This is a genomic window from Streptomyces sp. NPDC092952 (genome assembly GCF_044754785.1).
Lineage (GTDB): Bacteria > Actinomycetota > Actinomycetes > Streptomycetales > Streptomycetaceae > Streptomyces.
In genome coordinates this window covers 334,002-354,910 of the sequence record NZ_JBIVPT010000004.1, presented here as the reverse complement: position 1 = coordinate 354,910, position 20,909 = coordinate 334,002, and the positions used below count along the sequence as shown (strand labels likewise).

The 20,909-nt window shown below is 68.5% G+C and carries 25 protein-coding genes; 9 read left to right on the top strand and 16 right to left on the bottom strand.

Annotated elements, in window-relative coordinates:
- Positions 1–66: 66 nt before the first annotated feature.
- On the top strand, positions 67–711 hold the full coding sequence (locus tag ACIQGQ_RS12690; RefSeq protein ID WP_402394242.1) for an HAD family hydrolase: 645 nt from the start codon (positions 67–69) through the stop codon (positions 709–711).
- 16 nt (positions 712–727) lie between these two features.
- Here ACIQGQ_RS12690 and ACIQGQ_RS12685 read toward each other — a convergent pair whose 3' ends face one another.
- Positions 728–1,369: a TetR/AcrR family transcriptional regulator gene (locus ACIQGQ_RS12685; RefSeq protein WP_402394239.1), complete on the bottom strand. Its 642-nt coding sequence runs from the start codon at positions 1,367–1,369 to the stop codon at positions 728–730.
- 147 nt (positions 1,370–1,516) lie between these two features.
- On the opposite strand from ACIQGQ_RS12685, the gene ACIQGQ_RS12680 reads away from it, so the two are divergent.
- Positions 1,517–2,323: an alpha/beta fold hydrolase gene (locus ACIQGQ_RS12680; protein ID WP_402394238.1), complete on the top strand. Its 807-nt coding sequence runs from the start codon at positions 1,517–1,519 to the stop codon at positions 2,321–2,323.
- A 57-nt stretch (positions 2,324–2,380) separates the two neighbouring features.
- On the opposite strand, the gene ACIQGQ_RS12675 is transcribed toward ACIQGQ_RS12680, so the two are convergent.
- The 6 genes from ACIQGQ_RS12675 to ACIQGQ_RS12650 all read right to left on the bottom strand — a co-directional run bounded on the left by ACIQGQ_RS12675 (position 2,381) and on the right by ACIQGQ_RS12650 (position 6,418).
- Positions 2,381–2,968, bottom strand: a complete 588-nt coding sequence (locus ACIQGQ_RS12675) for a GNAT family N-acetyltransferase (protein ID WP_402394235.1) — start codon at positions 2,966–2,968, stop codon at positions 2,381–2,383.
- A 149-nt stretch (positions 2,969–3,117) separates the two neighbouring features.
- Positions 3,118–3,843 (bottom strand): hypothetical protein, encoded by a 726-nt coding sequence (locus ACIQGQ_RS12670; protein ID WP_402394232.1) that lies wholly within the window; start codon positions 3,841–3,843, stop codon positions 3,118–3,120.
- Positions 3,844–4,127: 284 nt separating this feature from the next.
- Positions 4,128–4,283, bottom strand: coding sequence for a hypothetical protein (locus tag ACIQGQ_RS12665; protein WP_402394230.1), 156 nt, complete (start codon positions 4,281–4,283; stop codon positions 4,128–4,130).
- 209 nt (positions 4,284–4,492) lie between these two features.
- Positions 4,493–5,137 (bottom strand): hypothetical protein, encoded by a 645-nt coding sequence (locus ACIQGQ_RS12660; RefSeq protein WP_402394227.1) that lies wholly within the window; start codon positions 5,135–5,137, stop codon positions 4,493–4,495.
- Between the two features lie 130 nt (positions 5,138–5,267).
- Complete coding sequence (locus tag ACIQGQ_RS12655; protein ID WP_402394224.1) at positions 5,268–6,215, bottom strand: hypothetical protein; 948 nt, start codon at positions 6,213–6,215, stop codon at positions 5,268–5,270.
- On the bottom strand, positions 6,212–6,418 hold the full coding sequence (locus ACIQGQ_RS12650; protein ID WP_402394221.1) for a DUF6507 family protein: 207 nt from the start codon (positions 6,416–6,418) through the stop codon (positions 6,212–6,214). Before ACIQGQ_RS12650 ends, ACIQGQ_RS12655 begins: the two co-directional genes overlap by 4 nt.
- A 199-nt stretch (positions 6,419–6,617) precedes the next feature.
- On the opposite strand from ACIQGQ_RS12650, the gene ACIQGQ_RS12645 reads away from it, so the two are divergent.
- Complete coding sequence (locus ACIQGQ_RS12645) at positions 6,618–7,073, top strand: VOC family protein (RefSeq protein ID WP_402394219.1); 456 nt, start codon at positions 6,618–6,620, stop codon at positions 7,071–7,073.
- Positions 7,074–7,144: 71 nt separating this feature from the next.
- Here ACIQGQ_RS12645 and ACIQGQ_RS12640 read toward each other — a convergent pair whose 3' ends face one another.
- Positions 7,145–8,437 (bottom strand): phospholipase D-like domain-containing protein, encoded by a 1,293-nt coding sequence (locus ACIQGQ_RS12640; RefSeq protein WP_402394217.1) that lies wholly within the window; start codon positions 8,435–8,437, stop codon positions 7,145–7,147.
- Positions 8,438–8,686: 249 nt separating this feature from the next.
- Here ACIQGQ_RS12640 and ACIQGQ_RS12635 point away from each other — a divergent pair, with 249 nt between their 5' ends.
- Complete coding sequence (locus tag ACIQGQ_RS12635) at positions 8,687–9,355, top strand: DUF998 domain-containing protein (protein WP_402394215.1); 669 nt, start codon at positions 8,687–8,689, stop codon at positions 9,353–9,355.
- A gap of 29 nt (positions 9,356–9,384) precedes the next feature.
- Here ACIQGQ_RS12635 and ACIQGQ_RS12630 read toward each other — a convergent pair whose 3' ends face one another.
- From ACIQGQ_RS12630 to ACIQGQ_RS12620, 3 genes are all read right to left on the bottom strand, one after another.
- Positions 9,385–9,834, bottom strand: a complete 450-nt coding sequence (locus ACIQGQ_RS12630) for a hypothetical protein (protein ID WP_402394212.1) — start codon at positions 9,832–9,834, stop codon at positions 9,385–9,387.
- Positions 9,835–10,130: 296 nt separating this feature from the next.
- Positions 10,131–10,643, bottom strand: coding sequence for a hypothetical protein (locus ACIQGQ_RS12625; protein ID WP_402394210.1), 513 nt, complete (start codon positions 10,641–10,643; stop codon positions 10,131–10,133).
- Between the two features lie 111 nt (positions 10,644–10,754).
- Positions 10,755–11,438 (bottom strand): alpha/beta fold hydrolase, encoded by a 684-nt coding sequence (locus ACIQGQ_RS12620; RefSeq protein WP_402394207.1) that lies wholly within the window; start codon positions 11,436–11,438, stop codon positions 10,755–10,757.
- Between the two features lie 311 nt (positions 11,439–11,749).
- Between ACIQGQ_RS12620 and ACIQGQ_RS12615 the strand changes: the two genes are divergently transcribed.
- The 3 genes from ACIQGQ_RS12615 (at position 11,750) to ACIQGQ_RS12605 (ending at position 14,339) form a co-directional block, all read left to right on the top strand.
- Positions 11,750–12,691 (top strand): polyprenyl synthetase family protein, encoded by a 942-nt coding sequence (locus ACIQGQ_RS12615; protein ID WP_402394204.1) that lies wholly within the window; start codon positions 11,750–11,752, stop codon positions 12,689–12,691.
- Between the two features lie 187 nt (positions 12,692–12,878).
- Complete coding sequence (locus ACIQGQ_RS12610) at positions 12,879–13,451, top strand: hypothetical protein (RefSeq protein WP_402394202.1); 573 nt, start codon at positions 12,879–12,881, stop codon at positions 13,449–13,451.
- A 48-nt stretch (positions 13,452–13,499) separates the two neighbouring features.
- A complete protein-coding gene (locus tag ACIQGQ_RS12605; RefSeq protein ID WP_402394199.1) occupies positions 13,500–14,339 on the top strand; it encodes an MBL fold metallo-hydrolase in 840 nt (279 codons plus the stop codon).
- On the opposite strand, the gene ACIQGQ_RS12600 is transcribed toward ACIQGQ_RS12605, so the two are convergent.
- From ACIQGQ_RS12600 to ACIQGQ_RS12585, 4 genes are all read right to left on the bottom strand, one after another.
- Positions 14,315–15,298, bottom strand: coding sequence for a LysR substrate-binding domain-containing protein (locus ACIQGQ_RS12600; protein ID WP_402394196.1), 984 nt, complete (start codon positions 15,296–15,298; stop codon positions 14,315–14,317). The genes ACIQGQ_RS12605 and ACIQGQ_RS12600 overlap by 25 nt on opposite strands.
- 148 nt (positions 15,299–15,446) lie before the next feature.
- Positions 15,447–16,202 (bottom strand): SDR family NAD(P)-dependent oxidoreductase, encoded by a 756-nt coding sequence (locus ACIQGQ_RS12595; protein WP_402394193.1) that lies wholly within the window; start codon positions 16,200–16,202, stop codon positions 15,447–15,449.
- Positions 16,203–16,330: 128 nt separating this feature from the next.
- Positions 16,331–17,263 carry an SMI1/KNR4 family protein gene (locus ACIQGQ_RS12590; RefSeq protein WP_402394190.1) on the bottom strand — a complete coding sequence of 311 codons (933 nt, stop codon included), beginning with the start codon at positions 17,261–17,263 and terminating at the stop codon, positions 16,331–16,333.
- Positions 17,264–17,346: 83 nt separating this feature from the next.
- Positions 17,347–17,853: a DUF6624 domain-containing protein gene (locus ACIQGQ_RS12585; RefSeq protein ID WP_402394187.1), complete on the bottom strand. Its 507-nt coding sequence runs from the start codon at positions 17,851–17,853 to the stop codon at positions 17,347–17,349.
- A 149-nt stretch (positions 17,854–18,002) separates the two neighbouring features.
- Here ACIQGQ_RS12585 and ACIQGQ_RS12580 point away from each other — a divergent pair, with 149 nt between their 5' ends.
- Positions 18,003–18,380, top strand: a complete 378-nt coding sequence (locus tag ACIQGQ_RS12580) for a nuclear transport factor 2 family protein (protein WP_352278075.1) — start codon at positions 18,003–18,005, stop codon at positions 18,378–18,380.
- A gap of 144 nt (positions 18,381–18,524) precedes the next feature.
- Here the strand turns inward: ACIQGQ_RS12580 and ACIQGQ_RS12575 are convergent, their stop codons facing one another.
- The gene (locus ACIQGQ_RS12575; protein WP_402394184.1) at positions 18,525–19,769 is read right to left on the bottom strand and encodes an MFS transporter; all 1,245 of its coding nucleotides are present in this window, start codon (positions 19,767–19,769) and stop codon (positions 18,525–18,527) included.
- A 139-nt stretch (positions 19,770–19,908) separates the two neighbouring features.
- Between ACIQGQ_RS12575 and ACIQGQ_RS12570 the strand changes: the two genes are divergently transcribed.
- Positions 19,909–20,844 carry a LysR family transcriptional regulator gene (locus tag ACIQGQ_RS12570; protein WP_402394182.1) on the top strand — a complete coding sequence of 312 codons (936 nt, stop codon included), beginning with the start codon at positions 19,909–19,911 and terminating at the stop codon, positions 20,842–20,844.
- Positions 20,845–20,909 lie beyond the last annotated feature (65 nt).

The window sequence follows — 20,909 nt, the reverse complement described above, 5'->3', positions numbered from 1 at the left end:
TCCCGTACCCCGCCTCCCGCTCCCGACGCCCGCGCCCGGCTCCCGCGCTCGGGAACAATGGACGTCATGTCCTCACACCCCACGTCCCCCTCCCACCCCCTCACGGTCGGGTTCGATCTCGACATGACCCTCATCGACTCCCGCCCCGGCATCAGGGCCACCTATCTGGCGCTCTCCGCCGAGACGGGCACGCCGATCGACGCCGATCTGGTGGTGAGCAGGCTGGGCCCGCCGGTCGAGGACGAGCTGCGGAACTGGTTCCCGGCCGGGGACGTGCCCGCCGTCGCCGACCGCTACCGGGCGCTCTACCCCACGTACGCGATAGCCCCGACCCGGGCGCTCCCGGGCGCCCGCGAGGCGGTCGACGCGATCCGCGCCCGGGGCGGCCGCGCGGTGGTCGTCACCGCCAAGAACGGCCCGAACGCGGAACTCCACCTGATCCACCTCGGCATCGAACCCGACGCGGTCATCGGCGGCCTGTGGGCCGAGGCCAAGGCCCGCGCCCTGCGCGAGCACGGCGCGCACATCTACGTCGGCGACCACACCGGCGACGTGCGCGGCGCCCGTACCGCCGGAGCCCTCTCGGTCGGCGTCCCCACGGGCCCCTGCGACGCCCGGGAGCTCCTGGCGGAGGGCGCGGACGTCATCCTCCCGTCCCTGACCGACTTCCCGGCCTGGCTGGACACGTACAAGCCCGGGGCGCCGGCGTAACGGACGGGCCCGGGGCTCAGGCGTACGCGGCGAGGAAGGCGCGGACGCCGGCGGCGGCCAGCCGGTCGATCTCGGCAGCGACCCCGGCACCGGCCCCGGCCCCAGCGGCCCCGCCGCTCAGGGCGGCGCCCTGGAACATGGCCCGGTTCACCGGGATCCACAGCAGCAGCCCGGCGAAGTGGTGGGCGGCCAGCATCGCGTCGTCGGCCTTGAGCAGCCCCTCGTCGGTGAGGTTGCGGAAGGTGGCCGCGAGGGTGGCCAGGACCCGCTCGAAGCCCTGCTCGTACCAGGCCGCGCCCAGCTCGGGGAAGGCGTCGGCGTTGGCGATGATCAGGCGCCGCAGCTGGATCACCCGGGGCTGGGTGAGGGTCGTCAGGAACTGACGGGCGAGACGCGTCAGGTTCTCGTCCAGCGCGTCGGCGTCGACGGGGATGTCGGCCACCAGGTCGACCATGGCGTCGACGCGATCGGTGGTGGCCAGCACGATCTCCGCGAACAGCTTCTCCTTGTCGGCGAAGTGCTTGTAGACGGTCTGCTTGGACACCGCCGCCAGTCTCGCGATGTCGTCCATGCTCGTCCCCGAGTACCCCTTGTCCAGGAACACGGTGGTCGCGGCGTCCAGGATCGCCTGGTGCTTGCGCGCTGACCGGCTGTCCATCGTCGGCTCCTTCTCTCGTTCGTCTCGTCGTTCCAGTCCGCCGTTCCCCGGAGGGTACTGGACCGACCAGTACCCGCGTGGGTACTGTACCGTCCAGTTCCGTGGTGCGGGGCGGGCTCCGCACCGCATGTCGATGGGGGTTGCGCAATGGATCAGGTGTTCTCGGCCGACGGCACGGCCATCGCCTTCGAGCGGCAGGGCTCGGGCCCCGCGGTGGTGCTCGTCGGCGGTGCCTTCATGACCCGCGCGGACTCGGCCGAGCTGGCCGCCCTGCTGGCCGGGCACTTCACGGTGATCACCTACGACCGCCGGGGCCGTGGCGACAGCGGGGACGGCGCGGCGTACGAGGTGCGGCGCGAGATCGAGGATCTGGACGCGCTGATCGAGGGGCCGGGCGGCGGGTCGGCCATGCTCTTCGGGATGTCCTCGGGCGGCGTCCTCGCCCTGGAGGCCACTGCTTCCGGCAGCGCCGTACCGCGCCTGGCGCTGTACGAGTCGCCGTTCATCACCGACGACAGCCGCCCGCCGCTGCCCGCCGACTACGTGGAGCACCTGACGGAGCTCGTGGCCCGCGAGGCGTACGGGGACGCCGCGGCCTACTTCATGACGGCGGCGATCAACCTGCCCGACGAGGCCGTCGCGGGCATGCGCCAGGCCCCCTTCTGGGCGGGAATGGCGGCGGTCGCCCGCACCCTCTCCTACGACGGCAGGGTCATGGGCGACACCATGTCCGGCCGCCCCCTCCCGCTCGACCGGTGGGCGTCGGTGACCGTCCCCGTCCTCGTCGGCAGCGGCGACGCGGGCGCCCCGCACATCCTCACCGGGGCCCGTGAACTCGCCGGTACGGGCGACAACTTCACCCTCCAGGTCTTCCCGGGCGAGGAGCACACCATCGCCCCGAAGGACCTGGCCCCGGCCCTCACCGCCTTCTTCACCGGCGGCCCTGAGGCATGAGCCCCGGGGCCGGCCCGGTACCGCCCGCCGGTGCCGGGCCCCGGCGCGAGCCGAAAGCTAGCGGCGCTTCGCGGGGCTGCCCGACGCCCGGAGGGTGCCGGGCGATACGTCACCGGGCAAGAGGGAGAAGAGAACCAGGTCGACTCGGCCTCCGTGCACGAAACCGGCGTTGCGAAGGGTGCCTTCGCGATGGAAACCGACCTTGAGGGCTACTGACTGGGACGCGGTGTTCGCGGTGGCGGCCCGCAGCTCCAGCCGTTGGAAGCGTTGGTCGGCCAGGAGCCAGAGTGCGAGCGCGCGGGTCGCCTCGGCCGCGATGCCGTGCCCGCGCGCCCAGGGCGACACCCAGTAGCCGACTTCGCTCGTCAGCGCCCGCCAGTCCGTTTTCTTCAAACCGACTTGGCCCACCAGGCGGTCGGTGCCGACATCGACGATGGCGAATTGGATGCCGTCGCCGCTTTCCCGCATCGCGTGTGCCGTCGTGGTGCACCAGGCTGTGGCATCGCCCAGCGTGTAGGGCCGGGGCAGCGGAAGCCACTGTTGAGTGAGGGAGTCCGAACAGCTCGCGTATGCGTCCGGGACGTCCCCGCTGTTGAAGGCGCGGAGGACCAACCGTCTGCTGCGCAGGGTCGTCTCGGGGAACATGTCCGCCTCCGTTCACAACCGATGGATGACAACAAGAACCGCCGGTCCGAGGACCGGCGGCCAGTCCGGCCATCAGCGTCCTGGTGTCCGGCATCCGCGACGTGAGGGCGATGACGTCCTGGGCACGTGTGCCTCCGCGAATCAAATTATCATTCGCGCCCTGAAAGATCCTGCAGCTCCTCCAGCGAGGAGAAGACTCTTCGAGTCTCTGGCAAAGCACTTCCGGAGTGGGCGCTGCCGGGCCAGGACCCGGACTCGGAAATCGCCTGACCAGGTGTCAGGTTGTGGTGCTTTGCCCTTCCGAGGTAGAGCAACCAGCTCTGTGCGGCATCGATGGCCTCGTCGCCCGCCGGGGTGCGGGGCTCGAACCCTGCTGCGAGTCCATCTTCCGCTGCCCAGAGATAGCCGAGGGTGCGACTGCCCTCGGCCACCTCCACGCAGGTGACCGGCTTATCGGTCTCTGCCTCGAAGAAAGGTGAACTCGGTGGAAGGTGAGATCTGAGCCAGGCTGTCCGGCGTGGGATCTCTGCCATGTACCAGGAATCCAAAGTGTCTGGATCATCATCCGGAAAATATTCGAACCCGTCTTCGGTAGGGATTCCGTAGGAGGTGAAACCTGAAGGGACGACTTCGGCTTCCAGAGCCTGTGTGATTGCCGTGATGGCGGCATTCAGACGGGGTGCATTCTCCCTCTGGATTCCTGATTGCCGATGTCCGCGCAGATCATGAGAAAGCCAGGCATCGCTGTATGTGTCGAGCGTTACAGTAGCCGCTCCATTTTCCCATCCTTCGACTGAGATCGTGAAGAATTTTTCGACCCGATGAGGCATCCCGGTGCGCATGCAGGTGCCTGGAACGGCCAGACTTACTTCCACGGAGCCGACTCCTTCTTTCGGGGCCGAACTCAGGGCTTCGAAGAAAGTGCTCTCATTCGTAGCCTCGGCAAGTGTTGTACGTACCCGCTTTCGGGTGAAGAGGATGGAAGGATTACTCCTGGCACGAGAGGTGACATCGGCCGTTGCGTAACTCTGAACGATTCCGATGGGCCGCATGGCCCGCCATGTGTGAAGGGCCATGCCGCCGCACCGTAGCGCCAGGTCCTGATCCGGGTCCCCCATCCTGGTTTCCCAGAACCAGCTGCCCACGGCGTTGGTCGTAATCACCGGACGCCCTTCGGGTCGGCCTTGGCGCGCGGGGTGATCCTGTACGGCCTGCTGATCGTGCCCGCGTTGAGCGCGGCGTCCTCCACGTTCTCGCCGTAGCCCTTGAAGCTCCTGCTTAGATCCTTGCCGGCTAGCTCCATCAACGAGAGCACGACTTCACTCCGCTCGGACTGATGCCCCATCCGGTCACGCCTACCCCTTGTGCGTCCAGTCCCCATCCCTGCCAACCTCAATGATTAAGGGGATTTGTGTGCCAGTGTGCTTGCTCAGAGGAACGGCCCTGAGGGTGATGACGTCCTGGGGCGCGCTGTACTCCGGGAATCGTTGGATGGTCTGGGACAGGGGCAGTTCCCGCGATGGTTCAGAGGTGATCGGTCACATCGAGTCCCAGACCGTTCCTGTCGGCGTCCGGAGTGGAGATGCCGTAGCCGACGGCATGGCCGAAGTACGTCGGTTCGCCCACTTCGGGCTTCACGCCCAGGGTCGAGGTAACCTCCCGCAACGCATCCGCCAGCCGTGGTGCGTTTCGGCTGTACACCTCGGGATGCGGATGGCCGGAGAAGTCGAACCAGCTCCAGATGTCGTGGTGAACAGAGAGTTCGGCAACCAGGCTGAAGGGTGAGGGGCTGACCGAGAGATCGATCAGACGAGCCTCCCGGCGCAGGTTTCCCTTGGCATCGGACCAGGCCCCGGAGCCAGTAAAGTGAAGAATTCCTACTTCGGCGTCCGGAAAAGCGGTGGGGCGACTTCCCCGTACTCTTTCGAGAAGTGAAGATTCATCCAGGGAATCAGCGATTATCAGACAGGTCCCCACTCCGGTAGGGCCTGATTTAGGAATGTGCCATTTATATTCAAGTGTCACTGGGGAGAACAGCTCGAAGCGATTCAGGATGCCGATGATTTTTGTTGCCGCAGTCAGTGCCGAATCGAATCCCGCGGGCATTGCTTCGTCGAGATCCCAGGACCAGGATCCGCAATGATGCGGAGCGCGCATCAGAAAGGCCATAGGGGCTCCTCAGGGGAAAGTCGGGACGCTGGGTGGGAGGGGGTCGCTGCGCCTTCGAAGCGAATCAGGAGAGCTGTCCCGTGAGGATTCGCAACCCGTTCGACTATACGATTTTCTCTTGAGGGTTGTTTCAGGGTTGGGTGTTCACCAGCTCCTCAATTCTGCTCACTCTCTCCCCATGGTGGATTGCGGGGTTTTCTTTTCCGCCACCACTTGGATTCGTTGAGATCGGTGAGGGAATTTGAAAGTCCCGATATGGATGCCCACTGGTCGTCCCGGACGGTGTGCTCTTTGAATCTCTCGTCGACCTTCCGGACGGAACTGTGCAAGAGAGATCGGCAACGGATTCGGAGAGCTGCCCGGAAATTGTCTCGATTAGGTCTCGCGAGAGCAGGGCCTCGGAGTAGAGGTCGATCGGATTTTTTCCGGTCGGATGCCAGCCCGACTCCATTCGGCCCACCATTCTTTCCCACTCGGCGAGGAGGGTTCGGGCGTTGTATGAGGGGGATCCCGGTCCGTCGGACAGCTCGAACTCCCTTGCCTCCTCCTTCGAATCTCGCAGGCGGGACATTTTTTGAATGAATTCCGAGGTGACAGGTGTGGAGACGGGTTGTTCGCGGGCGATTTCTGGAAGCTGCATGACGCGAACGTCGGGAAGTTGGGGGACCGTGGCCTCGACGGCATCGAGGGAGTGGCGGGGCTGGTCGTCGTCCGACTGAAGAAGGCGGGCTCGGGTTGTCGAACCGGTTGGGGTCACCAGCCAGTACGCGCTGGGGATGTTCTCTTCGGTGGGATAGAGGACCAAGGTTTGCGCGGCAGCGGCGAAGGACGAGGCGAACTCCGGCTCTGTCGGCCTGTGGGGGGCGGAATCCTGGACGAAGACATCCAGGGAGAGCGAAACGTCCCCGAGGGTGAGGGCGTAGTCGCAGAGGGCGAGAGCATCCCAGTTGCGACTCTCCTGATCTCCGTCGACATTGGCGACATCGACGGAGTGCGATTCCACCCGCAGACATGATGAGAGAGCAAGAGTGATCAGTGACGCGGGCAAAGAGTCGACCGTGAGCAGGTTGTATGTCATTGGCGGACTCCGTTGTGCAAGCCCAGCGCTTTCTGGATGGCTTGAAGGTTGCTGGCTAATCCGAGGTTCCGCGTCAACTGTGGTGCGGCGTCCTCCACGTTCTCGCCGTAGCCCTTGACGCTCTTGCTCAGGTCCTCGCCGGCCAGCCCCACCAGCGAGAGGACGGACTCCACGCCGCTCGGCTTGATGTCCCATCCAGTCATGCCTACCCCCTTGTGCGCCCAGCCCCCATCCCTATCAACGTGCTCGTAGCGATAGCAATGGGATTCGAGCCAACCTCTTCAATGATTAAGGGGATTTGGTGTGCCAATGTGTTTGCTCAGGGGAACAGCCCCGAGGGAGATGCGCGGCTGCTCGGCGGGGATCGGGCCGGTTGTCAGAGGTGCCTGCGATGCTCCGGGCATGGAGATGACCGTGCAGATGACGATCGACTGTTCCGATCCGCAGCGGATGGTGGCCTTCTGGACCGAGGCCCTGGGCTACGTTCCGGAGCCCCCGCCGGGTGGGCATGCCACGTGGCGGGCCTACTGGTCGGCGATGGGGGTGCCCGAGGAGGAGTTGCCGCCCGGGGCGGGGGACGTTCCGGAGTCGATCATCGACCCTGCGGGGCGTGGGCCGAGGGTGTGGTTCCAGAAGGTTCCGGAGCCGAAGACCATCAAGAACCGGTGGCACTTCGACCTGAAGGTCAGTGGCGGCCGTGACGTTGCGCTGGACGTCCGGAGGCAGCGGGTCGACGAGACGGTGGGGCGGCTGGTCGGAGCCGGTGCCACCGTGCTGCAGACCAAGGACGAGCCGGAGGCGGGGTTCTACGCCGTCGCCATGCAGGATCCCGAGGGCAACGAGTTCGACGTCCACTGAGCGCGGTGGCGCCGGTGCCGGTCGCAGCCCTCGATCACGGCTGCGACCGGTCCGGTCCGATCCGGTCGCCGTCAGCTCTTGCAGGCGGCCACGTTGTCGCTGGTGCCGGGCACGGCGGCGGACCGTGCGGCCTGGAAGTTGGCCTCGAAGGCGTCGAAGACCGCCGGTGTGGTGATGCGCAGCATGGCCTCGTCGTTGTTGCGCAGGGCGGGGCCGCTCCAGTTGTGGCTGCCGGTGAACATCACCTTCTGGACGGTGCCCGCGTACATGCCGTCGACCATCCAGTTCTTCGAGTGCACGATCCGGTTGGGCGTCGCGGGGTCGGCGTCGTCGTCGTGCTGGTAGCAGCGGTTCGTGATGCCGGAGACGCCGTGCAGGGCCGTCCAAGTACCGGAGTCGCTCTCGCTGTAGACCAGATCGACCAGGCAGCCCTGGCCCGCCAGCGCGCGCAGCTTGTCCGCGACGCCCTGCCGGGTGATCTTCAGCATCGCGGCGTGGACGGTGGTGCGGCGCGCGGTGCCCGTGGAGTCGGTCCAGCGGCAGGTGATGTTGTCCATCGCGTTGACCACGGTGTCCGTGGTCGAGTCGCTGCCCGCACGGGGGAAGAAGTAGTACTTGTAGTCGCCCGCGTTGCCGTATGTGTATGACCAGGCGGTGCGGTTCTGGGCCGGGAGCCGGGTGAAGTAGTCGACGTAACCGTCGTACAGGGCGGTGTTGCCGGCGACGGTCACCGAACTGTTCCAGTAGCGGCTGTAGTTGGACGGCGTCAGGTTCGACGTGAGCTGGACGACGACGTTCTTCTGGGTGCCGCCGCCGACACTGCTCGCGAGCAGGAACTTGTTGTGGTTGATGCCCGTCTGCTCCGTGCTGAGACATGAGCGGCCCTTGGCGCACAGGGTCACCCAGGAGGCGGCGGAGGTGCTGGTGCCGAGGCTGCTCGCCAGGAGGTCGTAGGAGGCCCGGTAGTCCAGGGTGCTCTCGTCGAGGACGACCTTGACGCTGACGCCCCGGGCCTTCGCGGCGCCGAGTTCCGTGGCGACCGTCTCGTCCCACAGGTGGTACATCGCGAGCCGCAGGACCGAGCCGCTGTCCGCGTTCGCGATCACGGCGCGGACCTGGGCGCGGATGGCCTGCTGCTCGGCCGTGGTGCCGGTCGGCTTGTTGAAGACCGGGCTGGTGGGGACGGTGGCCGCACCGGCGGTCTGCGCGGGTACGAGCAGCGCGGCCACGCAGGCGGCGACGGCGAGCAGCCCACCGGCCGCACGCCGCCCCGGAGCGGAGGGCCGTGCGGAGGAGCGCGCGGAGGCGGCCCACCGGGGCAGGGGCCATGAACGGGCCCTGGCGAGCGTGAGCGTCGGTATCATCGTCGGCTTTCCTCTTTCCTCGTGGTTCCTCGTGGTTCCGCGCGGACCGCGGTGCGCCGTACGGACCTCCCGGACCGTCAAACCGGTTCAGCAAAGCACGACTTCGGCATCAGGTCACCCGGTCCGGGCACCGTCTCCTCGCCGCCTCCACCAGCGCGCATGCGGCCCGGCGCACATCTTCGGCAGCGATGAATTCGGGCCTCGCCAGCGGTCATACAAGCGACCACGACAAAGCGAGGAAGGCCCACCATGACCGACACACTCACCGCGCCCCGCCACGTCTCCTCCGTCGCGCCCACGCCGCGTGCCGCCGCACGGTGGTCCGTGGCCGGTGCTGCGGTGGCGGGGCCGCTGTTCCTGGCGGCCGGGCTCGTCCAGGGGGCCGTGCGGGACGGCTTCGACTTCACCCGGAACGCGATCAGCCAGCTCGCCCTCGGCGGGGCGGGCTGGGTCCAGACGGCGAGCTTCCTGCTGACCGGTGCCCTCCTGGTCGCCGGGGCGGCCGGACTGGCACGGGCCCTGCGCGGTGGCCCCGGTGCGACGTGGGGACCGGCCCTGGTCGGTGTCTTCGGCGCCTCCTTCTGGGCGGCCGCGGCGTTCCCGGCGGACGCCGGGGCGGGCTTCCCCGTCGGGACGCCCGAGGCGACCGTGATGACCGGACACGGAACCGTCCACATGGCCTCCGGGATGATCGGCTACCTCGCCCTGTGCGCCGCGTTCTTCGTCCTGGCCCGTCCGCTGGCGGCCCGGGGCCTGCGGGGCTGGGCCGTCGCGTCCCGCGTCGTCCCGGTGGCGGTCCTCGCCGGTTTCATGGCCTCGGCCGCATCGGTCCTGGCGTTCACCGCAGGCGCCGGACTCGGTCTGCTGTGGCTGAGCGCGGTGACGGTCCGCCTGGCGAATGCGTCTTCCAACCAGTAGGCATGGCACGGAAGTTGGTCGACCTCGGGCTACCAGGGCGGGCGGGTGTCGCGGAGTGCTTCCGGGGTCTGCTCGGGCAGGGTCGTGCCTTGGTCGGTGCGCAGCAGCATGCCCGGGTCGGGTTCGAAGTCCTCATTGGGCGGTGCCGGCTGGTGGAATCGCTCGGTGCGCGGAATGGTGACTTCCACCAGTCGGCCCTCCTGGAACATCCATAGCCCGAAGCAGTCGTCGTCCTGGTCGCGAAGCAGAACTTGCACCGTATTCGGACGCGGCCACGGCAGCGACTCCAGGTGCTTGAGCAGGCCCTTGCGGGCGCGCACTTTCTCGAACTCAAGGGCCCACCCGAACTCGTAGCCCCAGTGCCCGGCTATCGGAACGAAGCGGCCTCGCCACGTACGTTCCGGATCTTCCCGGGTCAGCGGTTCCATGACCTCGTCCGAATGGCGGGCGAGCACGATGACCTCAGCATCTCTACTCATGCCGGAGTATCACCGGATCCGCCTGATGCGCCGCAACCGAATTCCTCAACCGGCCGACGAAGGCGACGTTCACGATCGTCATCACGACCCGCCGACGCCCGCTGGACGTGTCCCGCCGGCGCAACCACTGCCCGGCCCCCAGGCGGCGGGCGGGAGGGGCGCACCGGCTGCCTGCCGAGCGGTTCGGGGCAGGCGCTTCCGGCGGGGCGGGGCGCTGCCGCGTGGAAGCCCGGGTTCCCGGAGTGGAGTGGAGTGGGGTGGAGAGCCGGGGGCCGAGGCTTCGTGCGAGGGGACGTTCAGGCTGTTCGCAGTGTGGTCCGATGCGGGGCGCGCTTCAGGTTCCGCTCGCTCGACGGGGCACCTTGGCGGAGCAGATCGGTCCAGCAGCCGTGGCGGAGGAGGTGGAACTCCGATGCTCCCCCGAAGAGACGTCGACGCCGTGATACCCGCAGCTCGCGGGAGAGCTCCGTATCGACGAGGCCGACCATCTCCCCGAGGGAGGGAACCGCCGCGACAACAGTCGTCACGACCGGGTCCTCGCACAGTTCGCCGCCCCAGCCGACAGTGAGCGCCTCTCCCCTCAGCAGTACGCGCAGCGCGATCTCGCGGTCCCGGCCGGTCGTCAGAACGAGTTCGAGATTGTCCTCGCCCTCCAACGCCGAGCCCAGGTACCACAGGGACTCGTCACGAATGATCCCGATGGGATCGGTGGCGGCGAGTAGCCCGTCGACCGCGTAGACGAGAGCCCCTTCGCGCGTCGTCGGTTCATCCCGCGCGTTGAGATCCGGGTTGGTGGTCAAGTAGGTCATGGCGCCGGCCCTCCTTTCGCCTTGGTGCACGGTTTCGTGAGTGCATGAGTGATTCTGCTGGCGTGGTGCGAGTACGGGCGTCCCCGTCGGCGCCGACCGCTGGGCCGGGGCCTACGCCCCGGCTGCTTCCGCCAGGAGGCGGGCGAGTTCGCGGGGGCGGGTGGTCATGGGCCAGTGGCCCGAGTCGATGTCCGCGTAGGTGAGGCGGGTGGCGCGGGCGAGTTCGGGGCTCTCCCCGGTGGCGATCCATTTCTCGGCCTGTGCCGGGGTGAATTCGGGGCAGACGACCAGGACGGGGACGTCGAAGCGGCGCTCGTCGGTCAGTCGCACCACGCCTCGGGCGACCGCCTCGGGTACGGGGATCGCGGCGGACGCGAAGCGGTCCCGGGCCTCCTGGTCCAGGTCGGCGGCGTCCGGCCCCTCGAAGGGGGCCCAGCCGGGGAAGGGCAGGACGCCGTCCTCGATCGGCAGGAAGTCGGCGTAGGCCCGTCCGTCGGGGGCGGGGAAGCCGCCGATCAGGGCGACCCCGGCCACCTTCTCCGGTCGTGCGTCGGCGGCGAGCCAGGCCAGGGTGGAGGCTGCGGAGTGTCCCACCACCAGCGGTTTGCCGGGTGCCGCGTCGACGGCGGCGAGTACGGCCGCCACCTGGTCGTCGAGCGTCGCGGAATCGGCGCCGTCGCCCTGGCCCGGGAGGGCGACCGGGACGGGACGGTGCCCGAGCGCGGTGAGTCCGGGGACGACATCGTCCCAGGCGGATGCGTCGAGCCACAGGCCGGCGATGAGCAGGATGTCCACGGCGGTTCTCCCGGAGAGGCGTCGGAGCTGGCCGGGGCACGCTATCGGGAGCCTCTGACAACGCCGGTTCCGGACGTGCGATGGGCGTGAGACGTGACGCGTGGTGATCCGGCAGCCGGGTGAGCGGGGGTGATCCCGGTATCCGTGGCTCGTTGACCGGTCATGAACGGTGGGACCACGACCCCGAGCCCAAGGCCCGACGGAAGCCGTAGGAGCACCGGTGCGCGGCCTGTTCGGCGTACCGGCGGCCGCACGGCCGATGAGATCTTCGACGCGGGGGCAGGCTCATCGACCCGGCCGTCAGGAAGGTGGTGGAGCGCCTGCCCCCACCGCTGGTCGACGCCGTCCGCTACCACTACGGCTGGGCCGGTAAGGACGGCGGCCAGGCCGTCGGCGAGCCCGGCGGTGTCGGACGCAGAGGGCTGGTGCTTCCTCTGCTGTGCGCGGGAGTCGACGGCGGGCCGGTCGAGCGGGGCCTCGCCGCCACCGTCGTCGGCGATCTTCTGGTGAACGCCTCGGCCATCCACGACGACGTTCTCGACCGCGACCCGGTGCGCCGGGGCAGACCGGCCCTGTGGGCGGCCTACGGCACCGAGTGCGCCCTCATGGTCGGCGACGCGCTCACGGGGCTGGCCTTCTCCCTCCTGGGCGAGCAGGACCACCCTCGCACCCGTCAGGCGTTGCGGACGATGAGCGACGGTTGGAGCCACCTCTGCGCGGGCCAGGTGCGCGACACCGGCCAGGAGGGGCAGCCCCGGACGTCCCCGGAGCAGGCCGTCGCGGTGAACGAGGCCAAGACCGCCAGAAGTCTGCGCGGCGTGTTCTGCCTGCCCGTGCTGTTCACCGACGCCACCAGCGAGCAGGTGGCGGCCGTCGGCCGGTACGGGTTCCACTTCGGCATGGCCGCGCAGTACCACAACGACCTGACGGACGTGTGGCCGACGCTCGACAGGGGCCGGGCCACGGGCGGCGACATCCGCCGCCGCAAGATGACGCCCATGGTCACGGTCGCCCTCGCGTCCGGGCACCGTGACAGCGAACCGCTCGCCGCCTTCTACGGTGGCCGGGGCGAGGTGGGCGAGGCGGAGGTCGCCGTCGTCGCCGGCCTGATCGACCGGTGCGGCGGTCGCGCCTGGGCCATCGCCCGGAACCTCGAACACATGAGCCTGGCCGCCGAGCACCTCCGGGAGGCGGACCCGCCGCCCGCCCTCTACGACGACGTCCTCGCCACCGGCGCCCGCTACCTGGCATGAGGCAGGCCGAGACCGCGCCGTCACCGGCCTCGCCGCCCACCAGGCTGGACCACCCGGATCGTCCTGACACGCCTCTCCATTACCTGAAGTCATACTGAGATGCAGAAGTGTCCGGCTCATCTCCGCATTTTTGCGCCATTACCCGATCTATGATTTTGAACATCGGTCATAGCAAAGGGTGTTTCAGATGATCTACACCGTGGAGTGCGGCTTCGTTGAGTCGACGCGAGAGGGCGAGTGGAACGATTTCTATTCCGACCTCAAGCTGCCGGCACTCATATCCGTCACGGGGTTCCGCACCTCGCAGCGTTTCAAGGCGATCAGCGCCGGATGTCCCGCTTATCTCGCCGTTCACACCATCGATGGCCTTGAGGTGCTGAACGGGGACGAGTACCGGGAGAAGGGCGGTGGGAACTTCGCTCGCTGGCAGCCCGATATCACCGACTGGCGCCGCAACCTGTACGACGGGATCGACCGGGCGCCCGATGTGGTCGCAGGCGAGTACCTGGCGCTGAGCTCGACCGGCCCAGAGGCTCTGACGCGGCTGGGGCTGGCGCCGCACGCCATGCATGCCGTTGCGATGGGAAAGAACCCGGAGATGAGCCCGAAAACGAACCCGGAACAGCGCTGGCTGGCCACGGCAGAAAGTGCCGAATTCCCGCTCCTTTCGCAGGTGTCGAACGATATCTACGTCTACGTGCCGATGACTCCTCAGCTGAATGAGGAGAGGGGGGTAGGTCGGATTTTCGAGAGATCCTGAAGCAACACATTCACGCACGCAACCAACGCGCCCCGAAAGGGACTGAAAATGGCGGACGCCTCGTTCCCCACCAAGAAGATCGGCGACTACACGGTCACCGCCATCAGCGACGGGTACCTCACCGCGAGCCTGGACCTTCTCCTGAACATCGACCGCCACCACGCATCCGAGCTGCAACAGCGAGGCGGGTTGGACGATCAGTCGCCCATGCACATCAACAGCTACCTGGTACGCGGCTCCGGCCGCACCGCCCTCGTGGACGCCGGGGCGGGCGGCGTGAAGCACTGGGGTGGCCATCTGAAGGCCGGATTGCCGCTGGCAGGGGTGCAGCCTTCGGACATCGACACGGTTCTTCTCACGCACGCACACCCGGACCACATCGGCGGTCTCCTCGACGGGTCGGGAGAGATCGTCTTCCCCAACGCGGAACTGCTGATCCACCACCGCGAGGTGGCCTTCTGGCAGGACGACGGCAACCTCGCGCGCGCCAACGAACGCGCCCGCGGCAACTTCCAGATCGCCCGCAGGGCCCTCGACGCCTACGGCAGCAGGCTGCGCACGATCAAGGAGGGCGAGGTCCTGCCCGGCGTTTCGGCAATTCCGCTTCCCGGTCACACCAGTGGCCACACCGGCTACCTCATCAACTCCGAAGAGCAGAGTGCGCTTTTCTGGGGCGACACCGTTCACTTCCCGACGATCCAGCTGACGCGTCCCGATGCGTCGGTCACGCTGGACAACGATCCGGTCCGTGCCGCCGAGACACGCTCCAAGGTCTTCGAGATGGTCAGCTCCGAGCACATGCTTGTCGCCGGTGCGCATCTCAATGACCGGGGATTCGCGCGGGTCGCACGGTCGAGCAGCGGTTACTCGATCACGGACGAGGACTGAGGGGCGGCGGCCTCCGGCGCGTCGGGCGGGGTGTCCGGCTTCGCCTCCTCCACCAGCCAATCGGAGAACTCGTCGAGCAGTTCCATCCGGGAGTTCCGGGAGTTCCGGGAGTTGGCGACGAGGATGAAGTCCTTGCCCACCTGCCGCCCGGGCGGACCGAGGGAAACGAGTTCCCCGGTTCGCAGTTCGTCGGCGACGTAGAGATACGGAACGAGCGCCACGCCGAGACCGGCACGTGCCGCCTCGATCAGCATGGAGAACTGCTCGAAACAGCTTCCCGCCACCGCGTCCTGAAGGTCGATCCCGAACTCGCGTGAGTAGTCGCGCCAGCTCTCGGGTGTCGTGGTCTTGTGCAGCAACGGCACCAATGGCAGCAACGGCACCAACGGCGGCCCGGACAACACCGCGGAGTGTGCGCGCTGACCCGATGGCGCAAGGCCGGGTCGGCATACCGGGATCAGGGAACTTCGAAACAAGTGCCGTGATTCGGCTGTTGCCCACGCCGGATGGGCGAAGGTGATCGCGGCATCGAAACCGCTGCCGTTCAGCACGAACGGATCGTTGCGCGTGCTGAGGTTCACCACCACGTCCGGGTGATCCCGCAGGAACAACGGAAGCCGCGGGATCAGCCACTTGGTGGCGAAGGTTCCGATCGTCGCGAGTTCCAGCACCCGCCGCTGCGGCGGGGTGGTCATCACCTGAAGCGTCGACTGCTCCAATGACACGAGCAGCCGCCCCAGCTCCTCGGCGTACTGCGCCCCGTGCGCCGTCAGCTCGACACGGTTCCCATGGCGAAGGAACAGCGGCACCCCCAGGAGCGCTTCCAGTCGCGCGACCTGGCGGCTGATCGCCCCCTCGGTGACGACCAGTTCCTTGGCAGCGAGCGAGAAGCTGCCATGCCGCGCCGCAGCCTCGAACGCCAGCAACGTCGAGGTGCTGGGGATCTGCCTGGCCGGCACTGGCAGCCTCCTCACTCTCCACTAGGTTGATCTATGGTAAATCAATGACCCCAGAATATAGGACAAGTGAAGTCATTCTGGCCTCCTGGTCATGATTCATGATCAAGGTGGACGGAGGGGCGAACGGTCGGTGGTGGACCGTGCGGGCTCAGACCGCGAAGCCGCCGTCCACCGCCAGCTCCGCGCCCGTGACGTATCGGGCGCTCTCACCGGCCAGGTACGAGACGGCGTCCGCGACCTCCACCACCGTTCCGTAGCGGCCGATCGCGGTGAAGCCGCGCTGGAAGTCGGCGGAATCGCCGTCGCCCGGGTTCATGTCGGTGTCGATCGGGCCCGGGTGGACCAGGTTGACGGTGATCCCGCGCGGGCCGAGTTCCCGGGCCATGCTCTTGGTGAAGCCGATCAGGGCGGCCTTGCTGGTCGCGTAGAGCGTGCTTCCGGGGAAGGCCACACGCTGGGCGATGCAGCTGCCGATGCTCACGATCCGCCCGCCCTCGGCCATGTACTGCAGCGCCGCCTGGGCATAGAGGTAGGGCGCGCGCACGTTCACCGCCAGCACCTGGTCGATCTGGTCGAATGCCACCGCCTCGATGGGGCCGACGGCGCCGACACCCGCGTTGTTCACCAGGATGTCCAGCCGCGTGGACCGCTCGGCGACCGCGGCCACCGCACCGCGCACCGCCTCCGGGTCCGCGCTGTCCGCACGGACGGCCCAGCCGTTCCGCCCCATCGCGGTGATCTTGGCGACCACCTCCTCGGCCGGCCCGGCCGAGCCCTGGTACGTCAGCGCCACATCCGCGCCGTCCTCGGCCAGCCGCAGCGCGACCGCCGCCCCGATCCCCCGGCTGCCGCCGGTCACCAGCGCCACCTTGCCGTCGAGCGTCGTCGCACCGTTCATCGTCATCTCCGTAGAACTCCTTGCTCCGGTCTTGGACATGGCCAATCCAAGACCGGCACGACCTGCGGGTCCGGCGGTATTCAGACGTTAAGTTCAATCTTCAACGGTGTGTGCTGCTCGGCCGTTCCCGCACGTCAGCCGGTGAACCGCTCCCACAGGGCGGCCTCATCCGCGGCGAGTGGCGGCCCCCATACCAGCCGGCCGCCGATCAGCCCCGGCATGCGGCCGGTGGCCAGCTGCGGGTTCTCCAGAGTGTCGGCCGTCTCCTCCAGCAGCGTGCTCAACGTCTGATCCCCGACCGTGCGCACCGCCGTCTCGTCCCAGTGCCCGACCTCGCCCGTCCCGGCGTCGATGAACAGGCCGTAGCTGGTGTCGGTCACCGACCACGAGCAGAACGGAATCCATGACGGCTGCCAGACCATGGAGTCCTCGACACCCCACTCGGCCTCCAGCTCCCGCTGGTTCTCCCGATGCCACCGGTAGGACGTGGCCACCGCGCCCAGAGACATCAACGCCCAGCCGCGGTCGGGTATCACACCCGCCCCCGGGGTGTCCTTGCCGCCCGCGCACAGCAGCCACAACGCCCGCAGCTCCACGGGCACGCCCACCCCGAGTGCCTGCTCCAGCGCGGCGATCTCGTGTGGGGACGCGCCGGGCAGCAGCGCCGCACAGGTAGCGGGCGCGTGCCGCGCAAGCCAGTTGGTGATCCGCCGCCATGCCTCGGTCACCTGTCGTGCGGCGATCTGCCGCGTGTGAGGATCCGGCGCGGGGGCCTGCTCGTCGCCGACATCGGGCAGTGGCCCGGTCGCCTCGATGTCCCGGATCTCGATCAGGTCCACGTCCAGCAGGGGTGGACCCCAGGCGTAGCGCACGACCAGGGGAGGGCACGCGTCGAAGGCGTCACTGTCGATCGTCGCCGTGTACAGGCCGAGGCTGCCGGTGCGCTCGCCCAGGTGCGGATCGTCGGTCAGCTGCCGGACCAGGGTCTTGACCGCGTACAGGGCACCGTCACCGAGCTCGGTGCAGCGAGCGCGTACATGGTCGGGCAGGTCAACGCTGACGGTCATGGGGAACCATCCTCCTTGCGTAGGGCTCGGGAGTGCCGCCGGGTGCGTGGGGCCAGTGTCCGTCCGGCGGATGCCGGAGTGGCTCAGGCGATCGAGAACTGGGCGATGTACTCGGCGAACGGAGGGATCCCGACTTCGGCACGGAGCTCGTCCATGCGCTCGGGTTCCTCGCAGGGCCACGGGACCGGCGCGCCGTCCTTCACTCCGGCGATCTGCGTGCCGTAGATCTGCTTCCGCCCGTCGTTCACCAGCGTGCGATCGCGCAGGAAGGCCAGATCCCGGGGGCTGGCAGCGCCGTTGGACACCGCCTGTTCCATCAGCCGCAGCGCGCGCCGCTGGACGTCGAGCTGCCGGTCGGCGTGCTGCGCGATCAGCCACGCGGCCCGGGCCGCGTCCTCACCGACCAGTTCCGCGGTCGGCCACCCGTGCGCGTCCATGATCTCGCCGAGGCGGTCCGCGTGCTGTGCGGTCAAGCGGCGCCAGGCCAACTGCTCCGCCGGATCATCGCTGTTCGCCCGGTGGGCGGCCCGGTGATCTGCCGCGGCCATCCCGGTGAGCTCCGCAGCCACTGCGGCAATGTCGGATGCCATCTCTCCTCCATGTCGGATCGAATTCAGGTGAGGTTCGCGCCGGTGGTCACGCCGGAGAAGTGGATGACCCTCGGGCAGTAGGAAGCATGACCGGCCCGGAAGGCCGATCGTGGGGCAAGAGCACCTGGGACTCCTGGTATTACTGGGGTATGCAGGATGAGACCGCATGTTCCGCGATCGACACATTCATCTCCGCGTTCAACGCCTCGGACGACAGTTATGTGACCGACCTGCTCTCCCAGGCCCTGACCTCGGACGTGGTCTTCTGGGGGCCGTTGGGCCGCAGCGAAGGAATCGCGGCGGTCGAGCGGTTCGTGCTGGACATCCGGCGCCACCCGGCGGGGACCGGCACGATGGTGCGCTGTTCGGCGGTTGACATGCCGGACGAGTGGGCCCGGTACCAGTGGGTCTTCACCACGCCTGACGGAGGCCCCCGCCTCGCGGGAACGGACGTCGTCCATCTGCGGCGGAGCCTCATCGACCAGATCATCGTCTTCGCGGGCGAGATCGAGCCGTTCGCCTCCTGAGCCGTTCCTCTTGAGCCGGTCGGCCCGGAGCAGGGCGCGCGGCCCGGAGGCGCACGGTGGACAGGACCACGCCGCCGGTACTGATGCCGGAGACGACCGGAGTGGGGATGCCCGCGCCGCCTGCGGGTGGCGGGTCGCGGTGTCTCATGAGTGGCTGCGGGACGGTTCCGGCTCGTGGTGCGGCGTCCCGTCGTGCCGGGGGAGCAGGAGCGGTGTGGCCAGGATGAGCAGTCCCGCGACCGTGAGTGCGGTGCGTGGGCCGGTGACGTCGGCGAGCAGCCCGGCGAGTGCGGTGAGGACGGCGATGGACGCCTGCTGGCCGATCGACCAGGCCGTCAGGGTGCGGGCGACGAGGTGCTTGGGAGTGTGTTCGAGCCGGTAGGTGGCGAGCACCGGGCTGTACAGGCTCATGTTGATGATGATGGCCAGCTCGACGGCCATCACGGTGACGAGGCCCACGACGCCGGGACGGACGAAGGCCAGGCCGATCAGCCAGATGGCGCGCAGGGTGCCGACGGTCCGGAAGACCCAGTGCCGGCCGAAGCGCGCCACGACACGGCGGGCCAGCCGGGAGCCGATGAGTCCGCCGAGGCAGGGGACGGCGAAGGCGAGGGCGTACTGCCAGGGTGGGAATCCGAGCTGGCGAAGCAGGAGCACGGCCAGCAGCGGCTCGGTGGCCATGATCAGCCCGCCGACGAGTATCTGGTTGAGGTAGAGCGGCCGAAGACCGGGGTGGCCCATGATGTGTCGCCAGCCGTCGAGCAGTGCGCCCGCCCGGGCCGGGCTCCTGCCGGTCGTTCGCGGTGCTTCTTCCCGGCCGCGGATCGCGGTGATGCCCAGCGCGGAGAGCAGGTAGCTGAGGGCGTCGGCCACCACGGTGATCACAGGCCCGAACAGGCCGATCGCCGCCCCGCCCAGCGGTGGCCCCACGGCGATGGAGCTCCAGTTCGTGGACTCGAACCGCGCGTTGGCGACGAGCAGGTCATCCGGTCGGACGAGGGCCTTGAGGTAGGCGCCACTGGCCGCGCTGAACGCGATCTTGGCTGCGGCGGCCACGGCCGAGACCACGAGCAGCTGGACGAAACCGAGCCATCCGAAGGCGTAGGCGACGGGGATCGTCGCCATGGCCGCGAACCGGGCCAGGTCCATCGTGATCATGACCGGGCGCTTGCGCCGGAACTCCATCCACGGCGCGAGCGGCACCGCGATCAGCGCACCCACCGCAGGCCCCACCGCGGACAGCACGGACACCTCGGCAGGGCCGGAATGCAGCACCAGTACGGCGATCAGCGGCAACGCCCCGAACCCCAGCCCGGACCCGTACGCGCTCACCGCATAGGACGCCCACAGCCAGCCGAACTGCCGGCCCAACCGTCTCCTGCCCACCATGCTCAGCGCACTCCCCTTGAGGCCCACCCGCACAAACCGACGTTGACCGATGAGAGATAAGCGGGCAGGACAACGGCAGGTCAAACAACCGATCTGCCAGCAATCCACAACAGCCGGTTGTTCACTAAGGTGGGGTGGCGTGGACCTCGAAGCAGTACGCACCTTCGTCGCCGTCGCGGAAGCGGGCCAGTTCCAGAAGGCCGCCACCGACCTGTCGATCACCCAGCAGGCCGTCTCCAGGCGCATCGCCGTGCTGGAGCGCACCCTCGGTGTGCGACTGTTCACCCGTGCCCCGCGCGGCGCTGAGCTCACCATCGACGGGCAGGCGTTCCTGCCCCACGCGCGCGAGCTGCTCCGCGTCGTCGAGCGGGCAGGCGCGTCCGTGCGCCCCGGTCACCGTCCGCTGCGCGTCGACGTGATCGCCTCGCGCACCGCGCAGTCGAGCCTGATGCGCGGTTTCCACCGCGCACACCCCGAGATCGACCTCGACGTGGTGATGCTGTTCGACATCGAGACCGCCGTCACGGCCATTCGCTCCGGTGCGATCGACGCGTCCTTCCGCGCCGTCGCCGTGCCGGGGCGGCCCCTTCCCGAGGACATCGCCTCCGTCCGGGTGCTCGACGAGCCGCTCCAACTCCTCGTCGGCCCCGGCCACGCGCTGGCGGGCGCCCGGTCCGTGACCGTCGCCCAGCTCGTCGGGCACCGGATCTGGATGCCCGGCATCGCCCCCGGTACCGAGTGGGGCGCCTACTACGACGATCTCGTCGCCGAGTTCGGCCTCACCATCGAGGTGACCGGCCCCAACTTCGGCTCCGACGCGCTCCTCGACACCATCTCCGACACCCCGGCCCTGGCCACCTTCATGGGCGAGCACACCCGCCTCATCTGGCCCGCCGGCCACGGCCTGCGCCGCATCCCGGTGACCGACCCGACACCCGTCTACCCGCACTCGCTCCTCTGGCGCCGCGACAACCCCCACCCGGCGCTGGCCACCCTCCGTACCCACCTCGCCGCCACCACGGCCGGCCACGGCGCCGCCGGGACCTGGGTACCGCGCTGGGTGGTTCCGCACTGAACGCCCCCGCCCGCACGGGCAGGCGAATGCCCTCCGGAGGGCGCGCTCCTCCGGAGGGGCACCCA

Excerpts from the sequence above, each read along its gene's own strand:
- ACIQGQ_RS12690 (WP_402394242.1), top strand. The coding sequence starts at position 67 with ATGTCCTCACACCCCACGTCCCCCTCCCACCCCCTCACGGTCGGGTTC.
- ACIQGQ_RS12685 (WP_402394239.1), bottom strand. The coding sequence starts at position 1,369 with ATGGACAGCCGGTCAGCGCGCAAGCACCAGGCGATCCTGGACGCCGCG.
- ACIQGQ_RS12680 (WP_402394238.1), top strand. The coding sequence starts at position 1,517 with ATGGATCAGGTGTTCTCGGCCGACGGCACGGCCATCGCCTTCGAGCGG.
- ACIQGQ_RS12675 (WP_402394235.1), bottom strand. The coding sequence starts at position 2,968 with ATGTTCCCCGAGACGACCCTGCGCAGCAGACGGTTGGTCCTCCGCGCC.
- ACIQGQ_RS12660 (WP_402394227.1), bottom strand. The coding sequence starts at position 5,137 with ATGGCCTTTCTGATGCGCGCTCCGCATCATTGCGGATCCTGGTCCTGG.
- ACIQGQ_RS12655 (WP_402394224.1), bottom strand. The coding sequence starts at position 6,215 with ATGACATACAACCTGCTCACGGTCGACTCTTTGCCCGCGTCACTGATC.
- ACIQGQ_RS12650 (WP_402394221.1), bottom strand. The coding sequence starts at position 6,418 with ATGACTGGATGGGACATCAAGCCGAGCGGCGTGGAGTCCGTCCTCTCG.
- ACIQGQ_RS12645 (WP_402394219.1), top strand. The coding sequence starts at position 6,618 with ATGGAGATGACCGTGCAGATGACGATCGACTGTTCCGATCCGCAGCGG.
- ACIQGQ_RS12640 (WP_402394217.1), bottom strand. The coding sequence starts at position 8,437 with ATGATACCGACGCTCACGCTCGCCAGGGCCCGTTCATGGCCCCTGCCC.
- ACIQGQ_RS12635 (WP_402394215.1), top strand. The coding sequence starts at position 8,687 with ATGACCGACACACTCACCGCGCCCCGCCACGTCTCCTCCGTCGCGCCC.
- ACIQGQ_RS12630 (WP_402394212.1), bottom strand. The coding sequence starts at position 9,834 with ATGAGTAGAGATGCTGAGGTCATCGTGCTCGCCCGCCATTCGGACGAG.
- ACIQGQ_RS12625 (WP_402394210.1), bottom strand. The coding sequence starts at position 10,643 with ATGACCTACTTGACCACCAACCCGGATCTCAACGCGCGGGATGAACCG.
- ACIQGQ_RS12610 (WP_402394202.1), top strand. The coding sequence starts at position 12,879 with ATGATCTACACCGTGGAGTGCGGCTTCGTTGAGTCGACGCGAGAGGGC.
- ACIQGQ_RS12605 (WP_402394199.1), top strand. The coding sequence starts at position 13,500 with ATGGCGGACGCCTCGTTCCCCACCAAGAAGATCGGCGACTACACGGTC.
- ACIQGQ_RS12595 (WP_402394193.1), bottom strand. The coding sequence starts at position 16,202 with ATGACGATGAACGGTGCGACGACGCTCGACGGCAAGGTGGCGCTGGTG.
- ACIQGQ_RS12590 (WP_402394190.1), bottom strand. The coding sequence starts at position 17,263 with ATGACCGTCAGCGTTGACCTGCCCGACCATGTACGCGCTCGCTGCACC.
- ACIQGQ_RS12585 (WP_402394187.1), bottom strand. The coding sequence starts at position 17,853 with ATGGCATCCGACATTGCCGCAGTGGCTGCGGAGCTCACCGGGATGGCC.
- ACIQGQ_RS12580 (WP_352278075.1), top strand. The coding sequence starts at position 18,003 with ATGCAGGATGAGACCGCATGTTCCGCGATCGACACATTCATCTCCGCG.
- ACIQGQ_RS12575 (WP_402394184.1), bottom strand. The coding sequence starts at position 19,769 with ATGGTGGGCAGGAGACGGTTGGGCCGGCAGTTCGGCTGGCTGTGGGCG.